The following is a 16,290-nucleotide window of genomic DNA, read 5'->3' on the forward strand; positions in this document are numbered from 1 at the left end:
GCTGGCATGGCGACAAGTGAGATTCCTCTGCTTCAGGCGGCTATTCATCTTTGCTGACCAGACTTAACGTTTTACCGCCAGTATGTCGTCGTATTCTCAACATCCCGGTGAGTTTGTTAACAGGACTATTTGTGTAAATCGGGAGGGTGAACACTTTACAGACTGACGAATTTTGCGCATTGTGAGCGCATTACATTTACAGGATAAAATCATGACTCTCTCTCTGGCTACTTTCAGTGACATCCTCTCCCGGCGCGACTGGGAGAACCCGGTCGTGACCTCGCTGCATCGTCTGGATGCCCATCCGCCATTCGCCAGCTGGCGCGATGAAGCGGCGGCGCGCGATGATCATCCTTCGGCGTCACGGCAATGTCTCAACGGAGAGTGGGGATTTAGTTACTTTGCTCAGCCTGAAGCGGTGCCTGCCAGCTGGTTATTGCAGGATCTGCCGGATGCCAGCACGATTCCGGTCCCGGCTAACTGGCAGATGCACGGCTTCGATGCGCCCATTTACACCAACGTACAATATCCGATTCCCGTTAATCCTCCGCTGGTTCCCGCCGGGAATCCCACCGGATGTTACTCGCTCACATTCACGACTGACACAGCCTGGCTCGATTCGGGACAGACACGCATCATTTTTGACGGCGTAAATTCGGCTTTTCACCTGTGGTGCAATGGGCGCTGGATTGGCTACTCTCAGGACAGCCGCCTGCCCGCCGAATTTGACCTGAGTCCTCATCTGCGACCGGGTAAAAACCGGCTGGCGGTGATGGTGCTGCGCTGGAGCGACGGCAGCTATCTGGAAGATCAGGATATGTGGCGGATGAGCGGCATTTTCCGCGATGTCACATTACTGCATAAACCGCAGGTGCATCTGGCCGACGTTCAGCTGGAAACCCGGCTCAGCCCGGAGTTTACCCGTGCCGAGCTACGCGCCCAGGTCCGCGTCGCCTTACTGCCGGACGCCACCTCGCGCTATCAGCTGCGCCTGACGCTGTGGCAGGGTAAACAGCAGGTTGCGCAGTGTCAGCAGCCGCTGGGCAGCGCGATCATTGACGAACGGGGTCACTATCCTGAACGCGCCCTGATCAGCCTGCCGGTTGAACAGCCCGCGCTGTGGAGCGCCGAAACGCCCCACCTCTATCGTGCTACGCTGGCGCTGCTGGATGGCGATCAGCAGCTGGTCGAAGTGGAAGCTTACGATGTTGGCTTCCGTCAGGTCACCATCGACAACGGCCTGCTCTGCCTGAACGGCAAACCGCTGCTGATCCGGGGCACCAACCGTCACGAGCACCATCCGGAGCACGGTCAGGTAGTGGATGAGGCGACGATGCGCCGCGACATCGAGCTGATGAAGCAGCACAATTTCAATGCGGTCCGCTGTTCGCACTACCCTAATCATCCGCTCTGGTACCGGTTGTGTGACCAGTACGGGCTTTATGTCGTGGATGAGGCCAATATCGAAACCCACGGCATGCAGCCGATGAACCGGCTCTCCGATGATCCCCGCTGGTTCGCGGCCTACAGCGAACGTGTCACGCGCATGGTGCAGCGCGATCGTAATCACTGCAGCATTATCATCTGGTCGCTGGGCAACGAGTCAGGACATGGCGCCACCCATGACGCGCTCTACCGCTGGGTGAAAAGCAGCGATCCAACCCGTCCGGTGCAGTATGAAGGCGGCGGTGCAGATACCGCCGCAACCGATATTATCTGCCCGATGTATGCCAGGGTTGATGAAGATCAGCCGTTCCCGGCAGTGCCGAAATGGTCGCTTAAGAAGTGGATCGGTCTGCCGGGCGAAACGCGTCCGTTGATCCTGTGTGAATACGCGCATGCCATGGGCAACAGTTTCGGCGGTTTTGCGAAGTACTGGGAGGCCTTCCGTCAGTTCCCGCGACTGCAGGGCGGCTTCGTCTGGGACTGGGTGGATCAGAGCCTGACCCGCCATGATGAACAGGGCAACTCCTGGCAGGCTTACGGCGGTGATTTTGGCGATAAGCCTAACGATCGTCAGTTCTGTATGAACGGGCTGGTGTTTGCCGATCGCACGCCACATCCAGCGCTTTATGAAGCGCAGCGCGCCCAGCAGTTTTATCAGTTTACCGTTGATCCCCGCGATCCGCTGAGCGTTACGATCAGCAGCGACTATCTGTTCCGCCACAGTGACAATGAAGTGCTGCGATGGTCCATTGAGCAGGAAGGAGAGGTGGTGACAGAAGGCGAAATAGTGCTGGATATCACCGCGCAGGGTCAGCAGCGAATCACGCTGCCCACACCGCCCGCGTTATACGGCGAATGCTGGCTGAACGTCGCGATTCATCAGATCAACGCCACACCCTGGAGCGTTGCTGGCTGGCGCGTCGCCTGGCACCAGTGGACGCTGCCCTCGGCGCTGGCGATTCCAGTACAGCCAGAGGCTGCCGAAGCACCTGTGCTGCACAATGATGCCAGTGACATTGTTGTCACTCATCAGCAGCAACGCTGGCATTTTTCACGCCACAGCGGCGAACTGACGCAGTGGTTTGTCAATGAGGAGCCGACGCTGCTCTCCCCTCTTCAGGACTGCTTTATCCGCGCGCCGCTGGACAATGACATCGGCACCAGCGAAGCGGAACGGGTTGATCCTGATGCCTGGGTTGAACGCTGGAAAACGGCGGGTTATGACCAGATGAGCAGCAGTCTGGTATCGATCACGGCGAATACGTTGTCGCAGGCAGTGCAGATTGAGACGCTGCATGGCTGGCTCGCCAACGGTGAGCTCGCGTTCATCAGCCGTAAACGTTATGTGATCAACGCGCAGGGTGAGTTACAGCTGCAGCTGTCGGTTGAGCAGTCGCGCGGATTGCCACCGCCCGCACGCATCGGCTTGCGCTGTGAGCTGGCACACATCCCGCAGCAGGTTAGCTGGCTGGGCCTGGGTCCGCATGAAAACTATCCCGACCGCCAGCTGGCCGCGCAGTTTTCCCGCTGGCAGCTGCCGCTGGATCAGCTTTCAACGCCCTACGTTTTCCCCAGCGAGAATGGTCAGCGTGGCGGTACGCGTCAGCTCGACAGCGGCAGCTGGCAGGTCAGCGGCGACTTCGCTTTCTCGCTAAGCCGCTTCAGTCTGGAGCAGCTGCGGGAGACTTCACACCGCCACCTTCTGCGTCCTGAAACGGGCTGCTGGCTGCATCTGGATGCGTTTCACATGGGCGTTGGCGGCGATGACTCCTGGAGCCCCAGCGTCAGTCCTGAGTTTTTACTGACTCAGCAGCGCTGGCAGGCTGAGCTGACGATTTCTCAGCCAGGGGCAGCTCGGTCTTCGGACGCCGGTAAAAACGCTTCAGAAACAGCACATTAATCAGCACCACCACGGCGGTGGCAAAAAAGACCCAGCGGAAACCTGCCACCGCCGACACCGCAGCCCCCAGTAGCGGGCCTGCGACATTGCCGAGATACATAAACGACTGGTTATAGCCGAAGATTCGTCCGGTGATGTTGTCGCGCGAATGACATACCAGAAGCGTCTGCACCGCAGGCATCATTGCGCCATCGGCGAAGCCCAGCAGAAACCGCAATATCCCCAGCTGTGTCGTGCTGGTCACAAACGACATCGCAACAAACAGCAGCAGCGAGATAACCATTGTCGCCAGCAGGATACGCTGCGTGCCGATGCGATCGCCGAGTCGCCCCAGCCGGGGTGCCGCCAGCAGCGCTGAGACGCCTGGCAGCGCGGCAATCACGCCACTCAGAAAAGCGATATTCTCCGCAGTCGGTGCCAGTTCACGCACAAACAACGTCAGAATCGGGTTCACCGACCCGTTGCACATCTGAATCACCATGGTGGTAAAAAAGAGGCAGAGCATCAGCTTTGGGTTATCCAGCGAGCGGAAAACCTCGCGTCCGCTGAGCTTATCTTTTTTACTGACCGGGATATAACCGGTCTCTTTAATCAGGAACAGCGTCACCAGAAAGCTGACCATCAACAGCACCGCAGTGACAATAAACACCGTACGCAAACCGACCCAGTCGGCCAGCAGCCCGCCCAGCATTGGCCCCAGAATCACCCCGCCAATCTGACCGGTTGAGACACAGCTCAGCGCCCAGCCGCTTCGTTCACGCGGAACCTGAGCCGCCACCAGCGCCATGGCGTTGGGGATATATCCGGAGGTTAGCCCCATCAGGGCACGCAGCAGCAGCAACTGCCAGGCCTCCGTGACAAAAGCCTGCAGCAGGATCACCACGCCCATGCCAAAAGCCGCACGCAGCAGCATCAGTTTACGACCTTTGCGATCGGCCAGGCTGCCCCATAGCGGCGCCACCGCCGCCGAGACCACAAAGGTGATACTGAAGGTAAGACCCGACCAGAGGCTCAGTGATTCGCCACCGGTTACGCCTAGCTGTTCAAGGTAGAGCGGCAGAAACGGGATAATCTGACTAATCGCCAGTCCGGTAAAAAAGCAGCCAAACCAGACCGAGATCAGGTTTATCTTCCAGGGTTCAATAGTGCGTGGCATGAGCAGACGATATAAAGAGAGGGTAGGCTCAGTCTAACGCGCGCATTCTCAGCGTGACCGACAAAACATGGCACAGAGAGTGAAAGAACGGATTCTGCTTTGATTCGGCTCAATTACCGGCACAAATTTCACCGACGCAGGAATTCAGAGTGCGAAGCGCGCGGATGACAGACGGCACTGAAATGCGCTTCTTAAACGCCCCCTCATCAATATGGAAAAATATGTCATTCTGTTACTGACAACCCCGCTCCCCGCTTCTATGTTTAAAAAACCGCCAGCCGTGGCGGTGTGGCGATCATTCTGATCGGTGCGACGTCCTCCGCAAAAAACGGTGCAGACCATCCGGCTACGCTGAGGCAAACCAGCTTATTTCATACAGATACGCCCTTACTCAGCAGTAAGGGGCAGTGGCGTGTTTCAGCGGAGGTGGGGAAATGAGAGTACAACCAAATAGCGCCAGCCGTGCAATCAGCGACTATTTTAAAAGCCCGGCCTGGCGGACACCGCCAGAGTCCGATCTGCTGGCGGTGATCCTGCGTGAAATAATGGAAGCGGGCGAGCCCGCCACCAGTAAAGTGCTGATTGCGCGGGTGATCGATAAACTGGAAGTAGAGGGCGACGAGATGCAGTTGCAGCGTTATCGCACCTTGCTGGCTCAGTTGATCGACACGCAGCCGGAGCCGTAAATCAACCGGCGTCTACTTCACCCAGCGTAACTTATCCGCTTCGCTGACGCTGGCACGTCCGCTGCTGCGCTGAAACAGGCAGAGCTCCCGTCCCCGCTTATTTTTCATGTGCTGCTGCGGGTAGCGTCCCTCCAGCAACAGTGCACTGTAACCTGTGTTGTCGTCATATTCGATCGGTTCGCCCAGCACCCTGACTTTGCTCAGGTGGCTGGCGTTGACGCACGCCTGAACCATCACCTCGCGGCTCTTTTTCCAGGCGTCTTCACTGGAAGCATGCACCAGTGTGCTGCTGAGTAACAACGTGGGCAGAAATGCCACTATGCGTTTCATCTTCTTCTTCGCTCCTGTTCCGGTCCGCGGACGCTAAAAAAATTCCCGCCGGGGCGGGAATAAACAAGACGAGCACTATCTATTGTGTGACGAGGAAGTTTCTCAAACGCGCAGCTATCCTCGCCTGCCGTTATGACAAGCCTATGACATTCTGGCCATTAGCCACAATAAACTGAGCTGATATTGCCATTTTTATCGGCCAGGAAATTAAGCCGGTTGAGATTAAAGTCCATGGTGACGGCTGAATTATAGGGGATCGGACGCACCTGCTGTTCGAAGTGCTGACCCTGCAGTGCGGTCAACGGTTTGCCGATATAGTGTTGAAACTGTGAGGCGCCGCAGCGGTCAGCGTCGGGATCCTGCGCCACACGGGCAGTGTCGGGTTGAGAGGCAGATTGACAGGCGGTTAATGCGAACAGACCGACTACCAGCAGCCCTTTTCCATAAAATCTCACGTTTATTCTCCTGTTGGACGTGTAACACCTTGCCCAAGAGTAGCAAAACGCGCCGGCAGACCTGAACCCTCAAAAGGTAAAGTTGTTACAGCAGGATTAAGCCAACTGCTGGGCAGGCGTCCTTTTGAGATTAATCGCACTCTCAGCCAAAAAAAAGTCACCGTGAACCCCTACAATTTCTTAAGAATTTTCTTACCCAGCCCCGTGGAGGTCATAATGGAACTGATTATTTTTGTTGTCTGCGCAATGCTAATGACCGCCCTCGCGGTCAAAGTGCGTTAAGCCATCTCAGGCTGATTTTGCGCCGTTCTTTCCAGCAGCGTTCTGAATGCAGCCAGTGGCATCGGCCGGCCAAGGAAGTAACCTTGCCCTTCTTCGCATGAGAGCTGTTTTAGCTGGTTTAACTGCGCTTCTGTCTCAATGCCTTCTGCTGTGATCGTCAGGGCAAAGGCGCGAGCCAGCGCAATGATCCCCGCGACCACCGACTGTGCCTGCTGCGACTCGGGGAAATCTTTCATCCAGGAGCGATCGATCTTCAGGCCATTAAACGGGAAGGTTTTCAGGTAGCCCAGCGCGGCATAGCCGGTGCCGAAATCATCAACAGTCAACCGGACACCCAGCGATCGTAATCCCTGCATGATTTCCAGCGCATGCTGTGGGTGTTCAAAGGTAACGTTCTCAGTAATTTCGAGCTCCAGCCGGGTTGCCGGCAGGCCACTTTTCTCGAGCGCGTTCGCGACCCGTTGCACCAGGTCGCTGGTGCGAAACTCCATTGGCGATATATTGACTGAAACATAGCGTTCGCCGCCCCACCCCAGTGCATCCTCACAGGCGCGCATCAGCACCCAGTCGCTGATGGTGGCGATCAGACCGCTCTCTTCCGCCAGTGGAATGAAGTGGTCGGGCGTTATCCATTGATCCGGGGCAATCTGCCAGCGAATCAGGGCCTCAGCGCCCGCCAGCTGCCCCGTCAGCAGTTGATAGCGTGGCTGATAGTGCAGGCGAAACTCATTGTTCTTCAGCGCTTTCTCAATCCGCCGCGCCATTTCACGTTTATCTTCCCGCTGACTGGTCATCTCATTGGCATACCAGACCCACTGATTGCGTCCCGCGTCACGCGCTTCATTCAGCGCAATATCTGCCATTTCCAGCAGCGCTTCCGGGTGGCTGGCATCCTGAGGTGCGCAGGCAATCCCCATGCTGATGGTAAGATAGTGGACATGCTGGCCGGTGCTGATCGGTTGCTGAACCTCATGCACCAGCTGAGCACAACGCTGATCGACCCGCTCACGGTTCGCTTCACGTAATACCAGCACAAACTCATCGCCACTCAGCCGCGCCACCAGCTCCTGCGGACCAATACAGCGCTTCAGTCGCTGTGCTATCTGGCTCAGCACCTCGTCGCCTGCTGCATGACCCCAGGTTTCGTTAATCGGCCGGAACTGATCAAGATCGAGGGTGACCAGCGTCAGCGGCGCGGAGCCATCCGTTATTGCAAGGTGTAGCGTCAGAAACTCCAGCAACTGCATGCGGTTCGACAGGCCGGTTAGGACGTCGTGACGCGACAGGAACTGAATGCGCGCCTCAGCTTCCATACCCTGAGTGATATCCGATACCGTACCGCGAAACCCGATGCGTTTCGCGTCGTGCCAGATGGTTTTTGCCACCAGCTGGCCGATGCGACGATTGCCGTGCGCAGACATGAACTGACAGCGCAGCGGCATCTGCTGTCCGTCCTCCTCCTGACGTCGCAGCCAGGCAACCAGCGAATGGCTGGGATGCGTCAGCAGATGATCGATGTGACGCCCCAGCCAGTGCGTAATGTCATGGCCGGTAACGGTATGAAAGCGCGCTGACAGATAGATTAGCCGGCCCTCTGCATCCGTCTCCCAGATCCAGTCTGACGCCGCCTCAGCGAGATCGCGAAACCGCGCTTCGCTGTTGGCAAGCTCCTGCTGACTGATCGCCAGCATAGCGAAACGCCGATCAGAGATAATTGCATTTGAGAGCGCATGGCGACTGACGCGACGGGTAATTATGGCGATGATGATCGCCATCAACATCAGCAGTGGCAGCAAAAACCAGATCAGGCCCATGCCAGGCATCTTTGAGGTCCAGCGCAGCACAATCGGGTCGCCCATCGGCAACGTTAACATCATCCGGGGTTCACGCAGGGCATCCTCCTCACTGGCTGGCGCGCGCAGTTCGCGTACATCCAGCGATGTTCCCAGCGCCTTTAATTTTTCAGGCGTAAACAGACTCACAAATATCATGATGGACGGAGGCCCCGCCACTGGCGTCACCGCCCTCACTTTGCCACTGGTGATAGGGGCAGCAACCACGATGGCGGGCAGATGATTGATCAGCACATCACGATGCATCGCTTTGTTGTTAAGCTGACGTGCCGCCGCAATAAATGCAGAGGTCTCTTTGCCCAGCCAGGCCTCCAGCGGCGTATCCACCAGTTTGCCGTTAATGACTGAATAACGGGTGTGGCCTTTACCATCGACCACGAAAACACCCTCGTAGTGATACTCCTCATACAGGCCTGGACCAAAGTTCTCTTCGTCAAACGCCCAGACTTTGTCCACACTGACATGGAGATTTTGCCAGGCTTCGCCCCAGAACGCATAATCCCGGATATCCGTTACCATCGCCTCCTGACGACTTTTCCACGCCTGCTGCATCAGCAGCCGGTCATGCTCAACCGATACGCTGTTTTGCCGCTGCGCAATCGTCAGCACCATCAGCATCGAGAGCGCCAGCACGCCAAACAGCAGCAGCGAAAGGACACGCAGGCTGCGCCGCGTAAAGCGGACAGTGCGATCTTCAGCAACATGTCTGAATGGCAACGCGGGTGGCGCCGGAGGATTAAAAGTCATTAAGAGTGCCCACTACACAACCAGGGGTTGAGATGAAAGGCCGGCAATACCACACAGGGTGCTGACCCGATTAGTTTCCTCAGTTATCGGCTCGGGCGCTCGGGTGTTTAGTCTGCGGTAAACATTTTGCGCTTAAATATTGTGTTACAGGCTGACTCGACAGCGATCGGGGGCATTGCTACTATGCGCTTACCTTCGCTGGCTGAGTCGCCTATGAACATCAATTCCGACAGAGTGACCCTGACGCTGTTCTACGTCGGCAGCTTTGTGGTCTATTACCTGGTTACCATGCTGATCACCCTGTTCCCTAATTACGGCGTGCTGCGTAATGACGGCCTGCTGGTGCCCGTGCTCTGTCTGTTTGAATTTGCTGTGATCTACCCGCTTTATCGCTTCTACTGCCAGCGCCGTACCGATTTACCGCTGGGTGAACTTTATACCCTGCAAACCCTGCTCTTTACCGGCGCGTTGTTTGTCCTGATGGCAGCACAGATGCAATTTATGCAGCCGGAAGGCTGGCTGGTGATGCAGGCGCAGCAGGGACGTAATTCGCTGCTTATCCTGCTGTTGACCGCCGTGTTGCTGGCGCCGGTTTTTGAAGAGGTGCTGTTCCGCGGTTTTCTGTTACAGGGTTTTCTGCTGTGGGCGCCGCGCAGCCGCTTCGCCTGTATGCTGCTCACCTCGCTGCTGTTTGCGGTAATGCATACGCAGTATGTGCACTGGCAGACGCTTATCGCCCTGACGCTGTTTTCACTGCTGCTCTGCTATGCCCGGCTGCGGAGCAACAGTCTGGCGCTGCCCATCTTCCTCCACACCCTGAATAACCTGATTGCGCTGCTGCCCGCCTGGTATTTCGCGGGTTAATGCAGGCATCAATCCTCTTCTTACACGCTGACAGACGCCGGCATGACCCTGCGGACGGACCATAGCTCACACTGACAATGCCGCACCGTCACGTTTGTCTATACTGGATGTTAAAAAGGGATAAAAAGCACCGCAGTCCGTACCACCAGACCGTGCAAAGGAGAGGAACTATGTTGATAGGATTTGTGTTGTTAGTGAGCGCGTGCGGCTACGATGCCTGCGAAGCGCTGCCGGTCTCGGAGCGCATCTATCCGACAAAGGTCGACTGCGAAACGATGGCGAACCGCATTCATAAAGTCAGGCCGAATGTGGTCCTGCTTTGCGGAGAGGTCCATCGCTAATTCAGGACCAGGTTCAATAAAGCGGCGCTGTAACATTGCAAGCTGGCGCTTTAGCGTACAAAATATAAGCTGTTGTTAACCATTACCGTAGTGAATCCCATGAAAACATCACGCCCCCGTCGTCCTGGTGGACGCTGGGTATACTATCTTTTGTATGATGGCATTCTGTGGCCCTGCCCCGTCCGATGGGAGTGGGAGAGCAGCTATGGCGGCTGGTTGCCATTTTACTACACGCCAACCTTTGAATTTGTGGTGGGCGATCCCCGCAAAGCGTATCGCATTGCGCGCAGTGACGTGCGGGCTAAACAACGGCGTGAAGATGCCTTTGTCTGAATAACACGATTATCCCGGCAGACATGAGGCTGTGAGCCGGCAGAGCTCCCCTTCCAGCGCAATCATCACCATCAAAACGTTGCACGGCGTGTGACGCCCGGTCCCCTTCATCGACTCATGCCCAGATCATGGCGGCCCAGCGAATCAACAGCAGACCACCGCAAATGCATAAAAGAACCAGCACCATCTTCCAGTACTTTTTGGCCGCCCGGTATCTTGTCACCTCGGTTTCCTCTCATCAGAAAGCGAAGATGCGCCAGAAGGCGCATCAGTTTCGGTCAGTAACAGGACCGAGGGGATAGCATAACGTCCGGGCCACCAAAAGGCGACCCGTCGCCGGCATCAGTTGTTCAGGGTGTAATCCAGCGTAATTTCCGCATTCAGAACCTGAGAAACCGGGCAGCCTGCTTTGGCTTTATTGATAATCTCGTCGAAAGTTGACGCATCAATACCTGGCAGAGAGATGGTGCTGGTCAGCGCCACTTTGGTGATGGCAAAGCCGTCGCCTTTTTTGTCCAGCGACACGTCGGCCGTGGTATCAATGCTTTCCGGCGGATGACCCGCGTTACCCAGCATCAGCGACAGCGCCATAGAGAAACAGGCTGCATGCGCTGCACCAATCAGTTCTTCCGGGTTGGTGCCTTTACCGCCTTCAAAACGGGTATTAAAGCCATAAGGTTGCTGGCTCAGCACGCCGCTCTCGGTGCTGACGGTGCCTTTACCTTTGATATCGCCTTCCCAGTGCGCCGAACCTTTCTTGTGAATGGTCATGTCATTCCTCCTGTTGGTAAAGAAGCTAAGTATAGACAATACATTCATTTTCGCAGGCTAATTCACCGCACGCGGACGTGGCGATGTGCTTGCTGGTGCCAGCAACACCTCCGCCTGGACCAGTGAGTCGCGGGTAATTTCACTAATGGATTTTGCGCCGGTCAGCGTCATGGCAACGCGCATCTCCTTCTCAATCAGGTTCAGCAGGTTTTCAACACCGCGCTGACCGTGGGTCGCCAGCGCATAAATAAAGGCCCTTCCCAGCAGCACGCTGTCTGCGCCCAGCGCGATCATTCTCACCACATCCAGCCCGTTACGAATGCCACTGTCCGCCAGAATCGTGATGTCACCTTTGACGGCATCGGCAATCGCGGGCAGCGCCCGCGCCGAAGAGAGCACACCATCCAGCTGACGTCCGCCATGATTCGAGACCACGATGCCGTCTGCGCCAAAGCGCACCGCATCCCGCGCATCTTCCGGATCGAGAATACCTTTGATCACCATCGGTCCGTCCCAGAACTCGCGGATCCACTCCAGATCTTTCCAGCTGATCGAGGGATCAAAGTTGTTCGCCAGCCAGCCGATATAATCTTCCAGCCCGGTCGGCTTACCCAGATAGGCGGAGATATTCCCCAGATCGTGTGGACGCCCCTGCAGGCCCACATCCAGTGCCCATTGTGGATGAGTAACCGCCTGCCAGTATCGACGCAGCGCCGCATGATTACCGCTCATCCCGGAGTGCGCATCGCGATAGCGTGCACCCGGCGTCGGCATATCCACGGTAAACACCAGCGTTGAGCAACCGGCGGCTTTGGCGCGTTCCAGCGCATTGCGCATAAACCCGCGATCACGCAGCACATAGAGCTGGAACCACATTGGGCGGTTGATCTGCGGGGCCACCTCTTCAATCGGGCAAACCGAGACTGTCGACAGCGTAAACGGAATGCCTTTCAGGGCGGCAGCGCGCGCGGCCTGTACTTCGCCCCGACGGGCATACATGCCGCACAGACCGACCGGTGCGAGCGCAACCGGCATCGACAACGTTTCATTAAATAATTTCGTCTCAAGGCTCAGTTCCGACATGTTCTTCAGGATGCGCTGACGCAACGCCACGTCAGACAGGTCCTCCACGTTACGTCGCAGGGTATGCTCGGCGTAGGCACCGCCATCAAGATAGTGAAACAGGAACGGCGGCAGGATACGTTGCGCGGCGGCGCGATAATCACTGGCAGCTGAGATAATCATCAGTCAGATTCCTTAGGGTTGCGTATGTCGTTATCCGGTAAACGGGTGATGCGCGCCTGACGCGCTTCATCTTCATGCAGGCTTTTCATGGTGGTGTGCACAAAACCCAGATGGTGCATCGCCGCCTGACGGGCCGTTTCGGCGTCGCCCGCAAGGATTGCATCAAGCAGCGCCTGATGCTGTTCCGTCAGGCGGCCGAAAATCGCAGGCTGGGTGTACATGCGCTGACGGGTCTGCATCACCGATGACTGCAGCAGCTCAAAAAAACCGCGCATGGTCTGCAGCAGCACCACATTGTGCGACGCCTCGGCAATCGCCAGGTGGAAGCGCACATCCGCCTGCGCGGCGAGATCGGGATCGTCACTCTCCTTGAGTTTCAGGGTGGCGTCGAAAGCGAACTGCAGTTTCTCTTTGTCGCTGTCGGTGGCGCGCAGTGCGGCATGCCAGGCGGTGCTGGCCTCGATGGCATGGCGCGCCTCCAGAATGTCGTAGCGGTAGTCGGGATCGTCGCGCAGTAACTGACGAATCGGCTCGACGATGCGTTGCTCCGACCAGGGAGCCAGCTGCTGACGGAGCCAGGTGCCGCCGCCACGTCGGCTGATCAGCATTCCGCTGCTGATCAGCTGCTGTATCGCTTCCCGCAGCGAGGAGCGGGAGACGCCAAGCTCCGCAGAGAGCTGACGTTCGGCGGGCAGTCGCATACCCGGTTCAAGCTGATGTTCGGTGATATACGCCCGGAGGCGCATCACCAGCGGATCGACATGGCTGTTCATGGGATCATCCACGGGAAGACATAGGCCTGAAGTGTGGTAATCACACCGACCATACAGGTGAAAATCAGGCTGTGTTTAACGGTAAACCGGAACAGGTCGGACTCTTTCCCCACCAGCCCGACCGCTGCACAGGCGATGGCGATCGACTGCGGCGAGATCATCTTACCGGTCACGCCGCCGGTGGTATTCGCCGCCACCAGCAAAATATCGGAGACGCCAATCTGCTGGGCAGTGGTGGCCTGTAACGCGGCAAACAGTGCATTCGATGAGGTATCTGATCCGGTCAGGAAGACACCCAGCCAGCCGAGGAACGGCGAGAAGAAGGTAAATGCGTGGCCGGTGTGTGCCAGCGCCAGTGCCAGCGTCGCAGAGAGGCCGGAATAGTTGGAGATAAACGCAAACGCCAGCACCATTCCGATGGAGTAGATTGGCAGCGCCAGCTCTTTCAGCGTTTCACCAAAGGTCTGCAATGCCGCCTTTGGTTTCATGCGCAGGAACAGCATAGCGATGATGGCTGCGATTAAAATGGCGGTACCCGTGGCAGAAACCAGATCCAGTTTATAGATCGCCGGATAAGGCGTCGCACTGCTGACGACCGGTGGCATCCGCGCCACCAGCTCATTCAGCATCGGAACCGGCACAGCCAGCACCCAGTCATAGAGCGCACCGCCTTTGGCAAACAGCGCTTTAAACGGCGGAATGCTCCAGAGCGTGACGGTAGCAGTAAGAAACAGGAACGGCATCCAGGCACGGATCACCTGGCCCAGCCGATACTTCTGCGGAGGCAGCAGCGGATCGCCCTGCTTCGCCTCTGCATCGGCAAACCGAAAGATACGCACCGGTTTCCAGACCCGCAGGAATAGCGTCAGCGAAACCAGCGAGGCGAGTGAAGAGATAATATCGGGCAGTTCAGGCCCCAGGAAGTTGGAGCTGAGGAACTGGGCAATGGCAAAGGATCCGCCCGCGACAACCACCGCTGGCCAGGTCTCTTTCACGCCTTGCCAGCCATCCATGATCGCCATGATCCAGAACAGCACAATCAGGGTCAGCAGCGGCAGCTGGCGTCCAGCCATCTGACCGATGGCAAAACTGTCCAGTCCGGTCACCTGGCCCGCCACAATAATCGGAATGCCCATCGCACCAAAGGCGACCGGCGCGGTGTTTACAATCAGGCAGAGGCCGGCGGCGTAGAGTGGATTAAAGCCGAGTCCCACCAGCAGCGCGGCAGTAATCGCCACTGGCGCACCAAAGCCTGCAGCGCCCTCCAGGAAAGCCCCGAATGAGAAGCCGACAATCAGCATCTGCAGACGCTGATCGGGCGTAATCGAGAGGATAGAGGCGCGGATAATATCGAACTGACCGGTTTTGACCGAGATCTTGTAAACAAATACCGCCGCGACAATAATCCAGGCAATCGGCCACAATCCATAGAGAAAGCCATAACCCACGGCAGCCAGCGCCTGTGCAACCGGCATCTGATAGAGAAACAGCGCCACCAGCAGCGCCAGCACCACTGTAGTGGTGGCCGCCAGATAGCCTTTCATCTTCAGCTTAATCAGCGCAAAGAAGAAAAAGAGAATCGGGATCAGAGCAACAAGGCTTGAGAGCCAGATATTACCCAGCGGATCGTAGTTTTGTTGCCAGATCTGCATGCCAGTATCTCCAGAGGAAGAGGTGACGAAGCATGTAGCCGCAGCGCTGCATGCCCTGCGCCCCGAATTGGTCAGACCAAAATGCTTTATCGGGGCTTGTGGCAAGAGATAGTTAATGTATTGTTAATCCGTGGCAATAGAAGTTGCGCGAATATTTCTGGAGTGTGAACCAGAGAAAAGTATTGCTTTGATTGGTCCGACCAAAATCAGCTACTCACGCCGGGAAAGGCCCGCTGATAGCTGCGTGGATGGAAACGCAGAGTCAGGACGACCAGCAGCAGCGTAACCGCCGCCTGCAGAATCCAGATGCTGGCGAACTGGCCGGTGAACGCATGCAGCTGACCGGCGATAAACGGCATGCTGCCCGCAATAATAAAGCCGACGCCCTGCATAAAGGCCACCAGCCGTGCGCCAGTCTGGGGTTTATCAAGATGATCCAGCGCCAGCACCAGTGCCAGCGGAAACGCCCCGCCCAGTCCGACGCCCGCAATCCCCGCCCAGAGCCACGGCGCCCCTTGTGGCGCAAGCAGAAAGCCGAGCATGCCGCTGAGCTGCATCGCCAGCGTGAACAGCAACAGCGGACGACGATCGCGGCCCCGAGCCAGCAACGGCAACAGCAGCGCACCCGAGACCTGACAGGCGATCATCATACCAAGCAGTGAACCGCCCGCCTGTGTGCTCCAGCCGAGCTGATGATAAAAGTCAGGCAGCCAGGCAACACAGATGGCATATCCTCCGTTCACCAGTCCAAAGCTCAGCGCCAGCGTCCAGGCACGGGTTTTTCGCCACAGCGAAGGCATCTCTGCTGCCTCTGTCCGGGCTGTGGGCGGTGCGGTGGTGATAAACAGCCAGACCAGAATAGCCAGCACCACCGGCAGCGCCCAGCTACTCAGCGCGCCCTGCCAGCCAAAATGTGCGCTCAGCCACGGCGAGATAGCCGCGCCAATTCCGCCGCCACCCATCAGCGCGGCGGCCCAGAGTCCGGTCACGCCGGCGCTCCGGCTGCCAAAACGCTGACGGATCAATCCCGGCATTGCCATCTGTACAATGCCAATACCTGCCCCACCCGGCACGGCAGTCAGCACCAGCCAGCGGCCATCAGTAACCAACAGCCGACTCACCAGCGCCAGCAACAGCAGTACCAGACCGCCGAGCAGCAGTCTGCGCACCGCAAAACGCTGCATCAGCGGGGCGCTGATTAACGCAATCGCGCCCATCATCATCATTGGTATCGCAGGTAGCAGCGATGCCGCCAGTGACGACAGACCAATGCTCTGCCGCAACTGGCCGAGTAACGGACTGACCGAGGTCATCAGTGGCCGCATATTGAGTCCTGCCAGCACCAGCGCCGCCAGCAGCAGATTGTTCTCTCTCTTCATCTGAGATCCACGCAGTTAAAGGTTGCCAGCCTGGCAGCAGTCGCTACTATCTGGAAATGAAATATTACTCTGCCAGG

Annotated in this window: 15 protein-coding genes; 5 read left to right on the forward strand and 10 right to left on the reverse strand. The window is 57.3% G+C overall.

The genetic code is table 11. From position 1 onward, the window contains the following. Positions 1 to 211 precede the first annotated feature (211 nt). A complete protein-coding gene (locus EE896_RS15030) occupies positions 212 to 3,346 on the forward strand; it encodes a beta-galactosidase (protein WP_153574577.1) in 3,135 nt (1,044 codons plus the stop codon). Here the strand turns inward: EE896_RS15030 and EE896_RS15035 are convergent. After that, a complete protein-coding gene (locus EE896_RS15035) occupies positions 3,231 to 4,502 on the reverse strand; it encodes a multidrug efflux MFS transporter (RefSeq protein WP_008924859.1) in 1,272 nt (423 codons plus the stop codon). The two genes, EE896_RS15030 and EE896_RS15035, sit on opposite strands and share 116 nt — an antisense overlap. A gap of 434 nt (positions 4,503 to 4,936) precedes the next feature. Here EE896_RS15035 and EE896_RS15040 point away from each other — a divergent pair, with 434 nt between their 5' ends. Further along, positions 4,937 to 5,188: a biofilm development regulator YmgB/AriR family protein gene (locus tag EE896_RS15040; RefSeq protein ID WP_003850078.1), complete on the forward strand. Its 252-nt coding sequence runs from the start codon at positions 4,937 to 4,939 to the stop codon at positions 5,186 to 5,188. A gap of 12 nt (positions 5,189 to 5,200) precedes the next feature. On the opposite strand, the gene EE896_RS15045 is transcribed toward EE896_RS15040, so the two are convergent. From EE896_RS15045 to EE896_RS15055, 3 genes are all read right to left on the reverse strand, one after another. Further along, positions 5,201 to 5,518, reverse strand: a complete 318-nt coding sequence (locus EE896_RS15045; RefSeq protein WP_140916025.1) for a hypothetical protein — start codon at positions 5,516 to 5,518, stop codon at positions 5,201 to 5,203. Positions 5,519 to 5,676: 158 nt separating this feature from the next. Beyond that, positions 5,677 to 5,973, reverse strand: a complete 297-nt coding sequence (locus tag EE896_RS15050; RefSeq protein WP_003850080.1) for an I78 family peptidase inhibitor — start codon at positions 5,971 to 5,973, stop codon at positions 5,677 to 5,679. A gap of 278 nt (positions 5,974 to 6,251) precedes the next feature. Then, positions 6,252 to 8,855 carry a bifunctional diguanylate cyclase/phosphodiesterase gene (locus tag EE896_RS15055; RefSeq protein ID WP_140916026.1) on the reverse strand — a complete coding sequence of 868 codons (2,604 nt, stop codon included), beginning with the start codon at positions 8,853 to 8,855 and terminating at the stop codon, positions 6,252 to 6,254. A 213-nt stretch (positions 8,856 to 9,068) separates the two neighbouring features. On the opposite strand from EE896_RS15055, the gene EE896_RS15060 reads away from it, so the two are divergent. The 3 genes from EE896_RS15060 (at position 9,069) to EE896_RS15065 (ending at position 10,393) form a co-directional block, all read left to right on the forward strand. Next, positions 9,069 to 9,719 carry a CPBP family intramembrane glutamic endopeptidase gene (locus tag EE896_RS15060; RefSeq protein WP_003850082.1) on the forward strand — a complete coding sequence of 217 codons (651 nt, stop codon included), beginning with the start codon at positions 9,069 to 9,071 and terminating at the stop codon, positions 9,717 to 9,719. Between the two features lie 170 nt (positions 9,720 to 9,889). Continuing rightward, positions 9,890 to 10,060 (forward strand): hypothetical protein, encoded by a 171-nt coding sequence (locus EE896_RS22420; protein WP_003850083.1) that lies wholly within the window; start codon positions 9,890 to 9,892, stop codon positions 10,058 to 10,060. Positions 10,061 to 10,159: 99 nt separating this feature from the next. Then, a complete protein-coding gene (locus EE896_RS15065) occupies positions 10,160 to 10,393 on the forward strand; it encodes a hypothetical protein (RefSeq protein ID WP_008924857.1) in 234 nt (77 codons plus the stop codon). A gap of 115 nt (positions 10,394 to 10,508) precedes the next feature. Here EE896_RS15065 and yniD read toward each other — a convergent pair whose 3' ends face one another. From yniD to EE896_RS15090, 6 genes are all read right to left on the reverse strand, one after another. Next, positions 10,509 to 10,580, reverse strand: coding sequence for a small membrane protein YniD (gene yniD, locus EE896_RS22665; RefSeq protein ID WP_370581736.1), 72 nt, complete (start codon positions 10,578 to 10,580; stop codon positions 10,509 to 10,511). A gap of 155 nt (positions 10,581 to 10,735) precedes the next feature. Then, positions 10,736 to 11,164 (reverse strand): OsmC family protein, encoded by a 429-nt coding sequence (locus EE896_RS15070; RefSeq protein WP_003850085.1) that lies wholly within the window; start codon positions 11,162 to 11,164, stop codon positions 10,736 to 10,738. Positions 11,165 to 11,221: 57 nt separating this feature from the next. Continuing rightward, positions 11,222 to 12,409 (reverse strand): FMN-dependent L-lactate dehydrogenase LldD, encoded by a 1,188-nt coding sequence (gene lldD / locus EE896_RS15075; RefSeq protein ID WP_140916027.1) that lies wholly within the window; start codon positions 12,407 to 12,409, stop codon positions 11,222 to 11,224. Further along, positions 12,409 to 13,182 carry a transcriptional regulator LldR gene (gene lldR, locus EE896_RS15080; protein ID WP_039659034.1) on the reverse strand — a complete coding sequence of 258 codons (774 nt, stop codon included), beginning with the start codon at positions 13,180 to 13,182 and terminating at the stop codon, positions 12,409 to 12,411. Before lldR ends, lldD begins: the two co-directional genes overlap by 1 nt. Beyond that, the gene (gene lldP / locus EE896_RS15085) at positions 13,179 to 14,834 is read right to left on the reverse strand and encodes an L-lactate permease (protein ID WP_039659031.1); all 1,656 of its coding nucleotides are present in this window, start codon (positions 14,832 to 14,834) and stop codon (positions 13,179 to 13,181) included. Before lldP ends, lldR begins: the two co-directional genes overlap by 4 nt. A 206-nt stretch (positions 14,835 to 15,040) precedes the next feature. Next, positions 15,041 to 16,213, reverse strand: coding sequence for a cyanate transporter (locus EE896_RS15090; RefSeq protein WP_003850091.1), 1,173 nt, complete (start codon positions 16,211 to 16,213; stop codon positions 15,041 to 15,043). Positions 16,214 to 16,290 lie beyond the last annotated feature (77 nt).

The sequence above is a fragment of the Pantoea eucalypti genome, assembly GCF_009646115.1.
Taxonomy (GTDB): Bacteria; Pseudomonadota; Gammaproteobacteria; order Enterobacterales; family Enterobacteriaceae; genus Pantoea; species Pantoea eucalypti.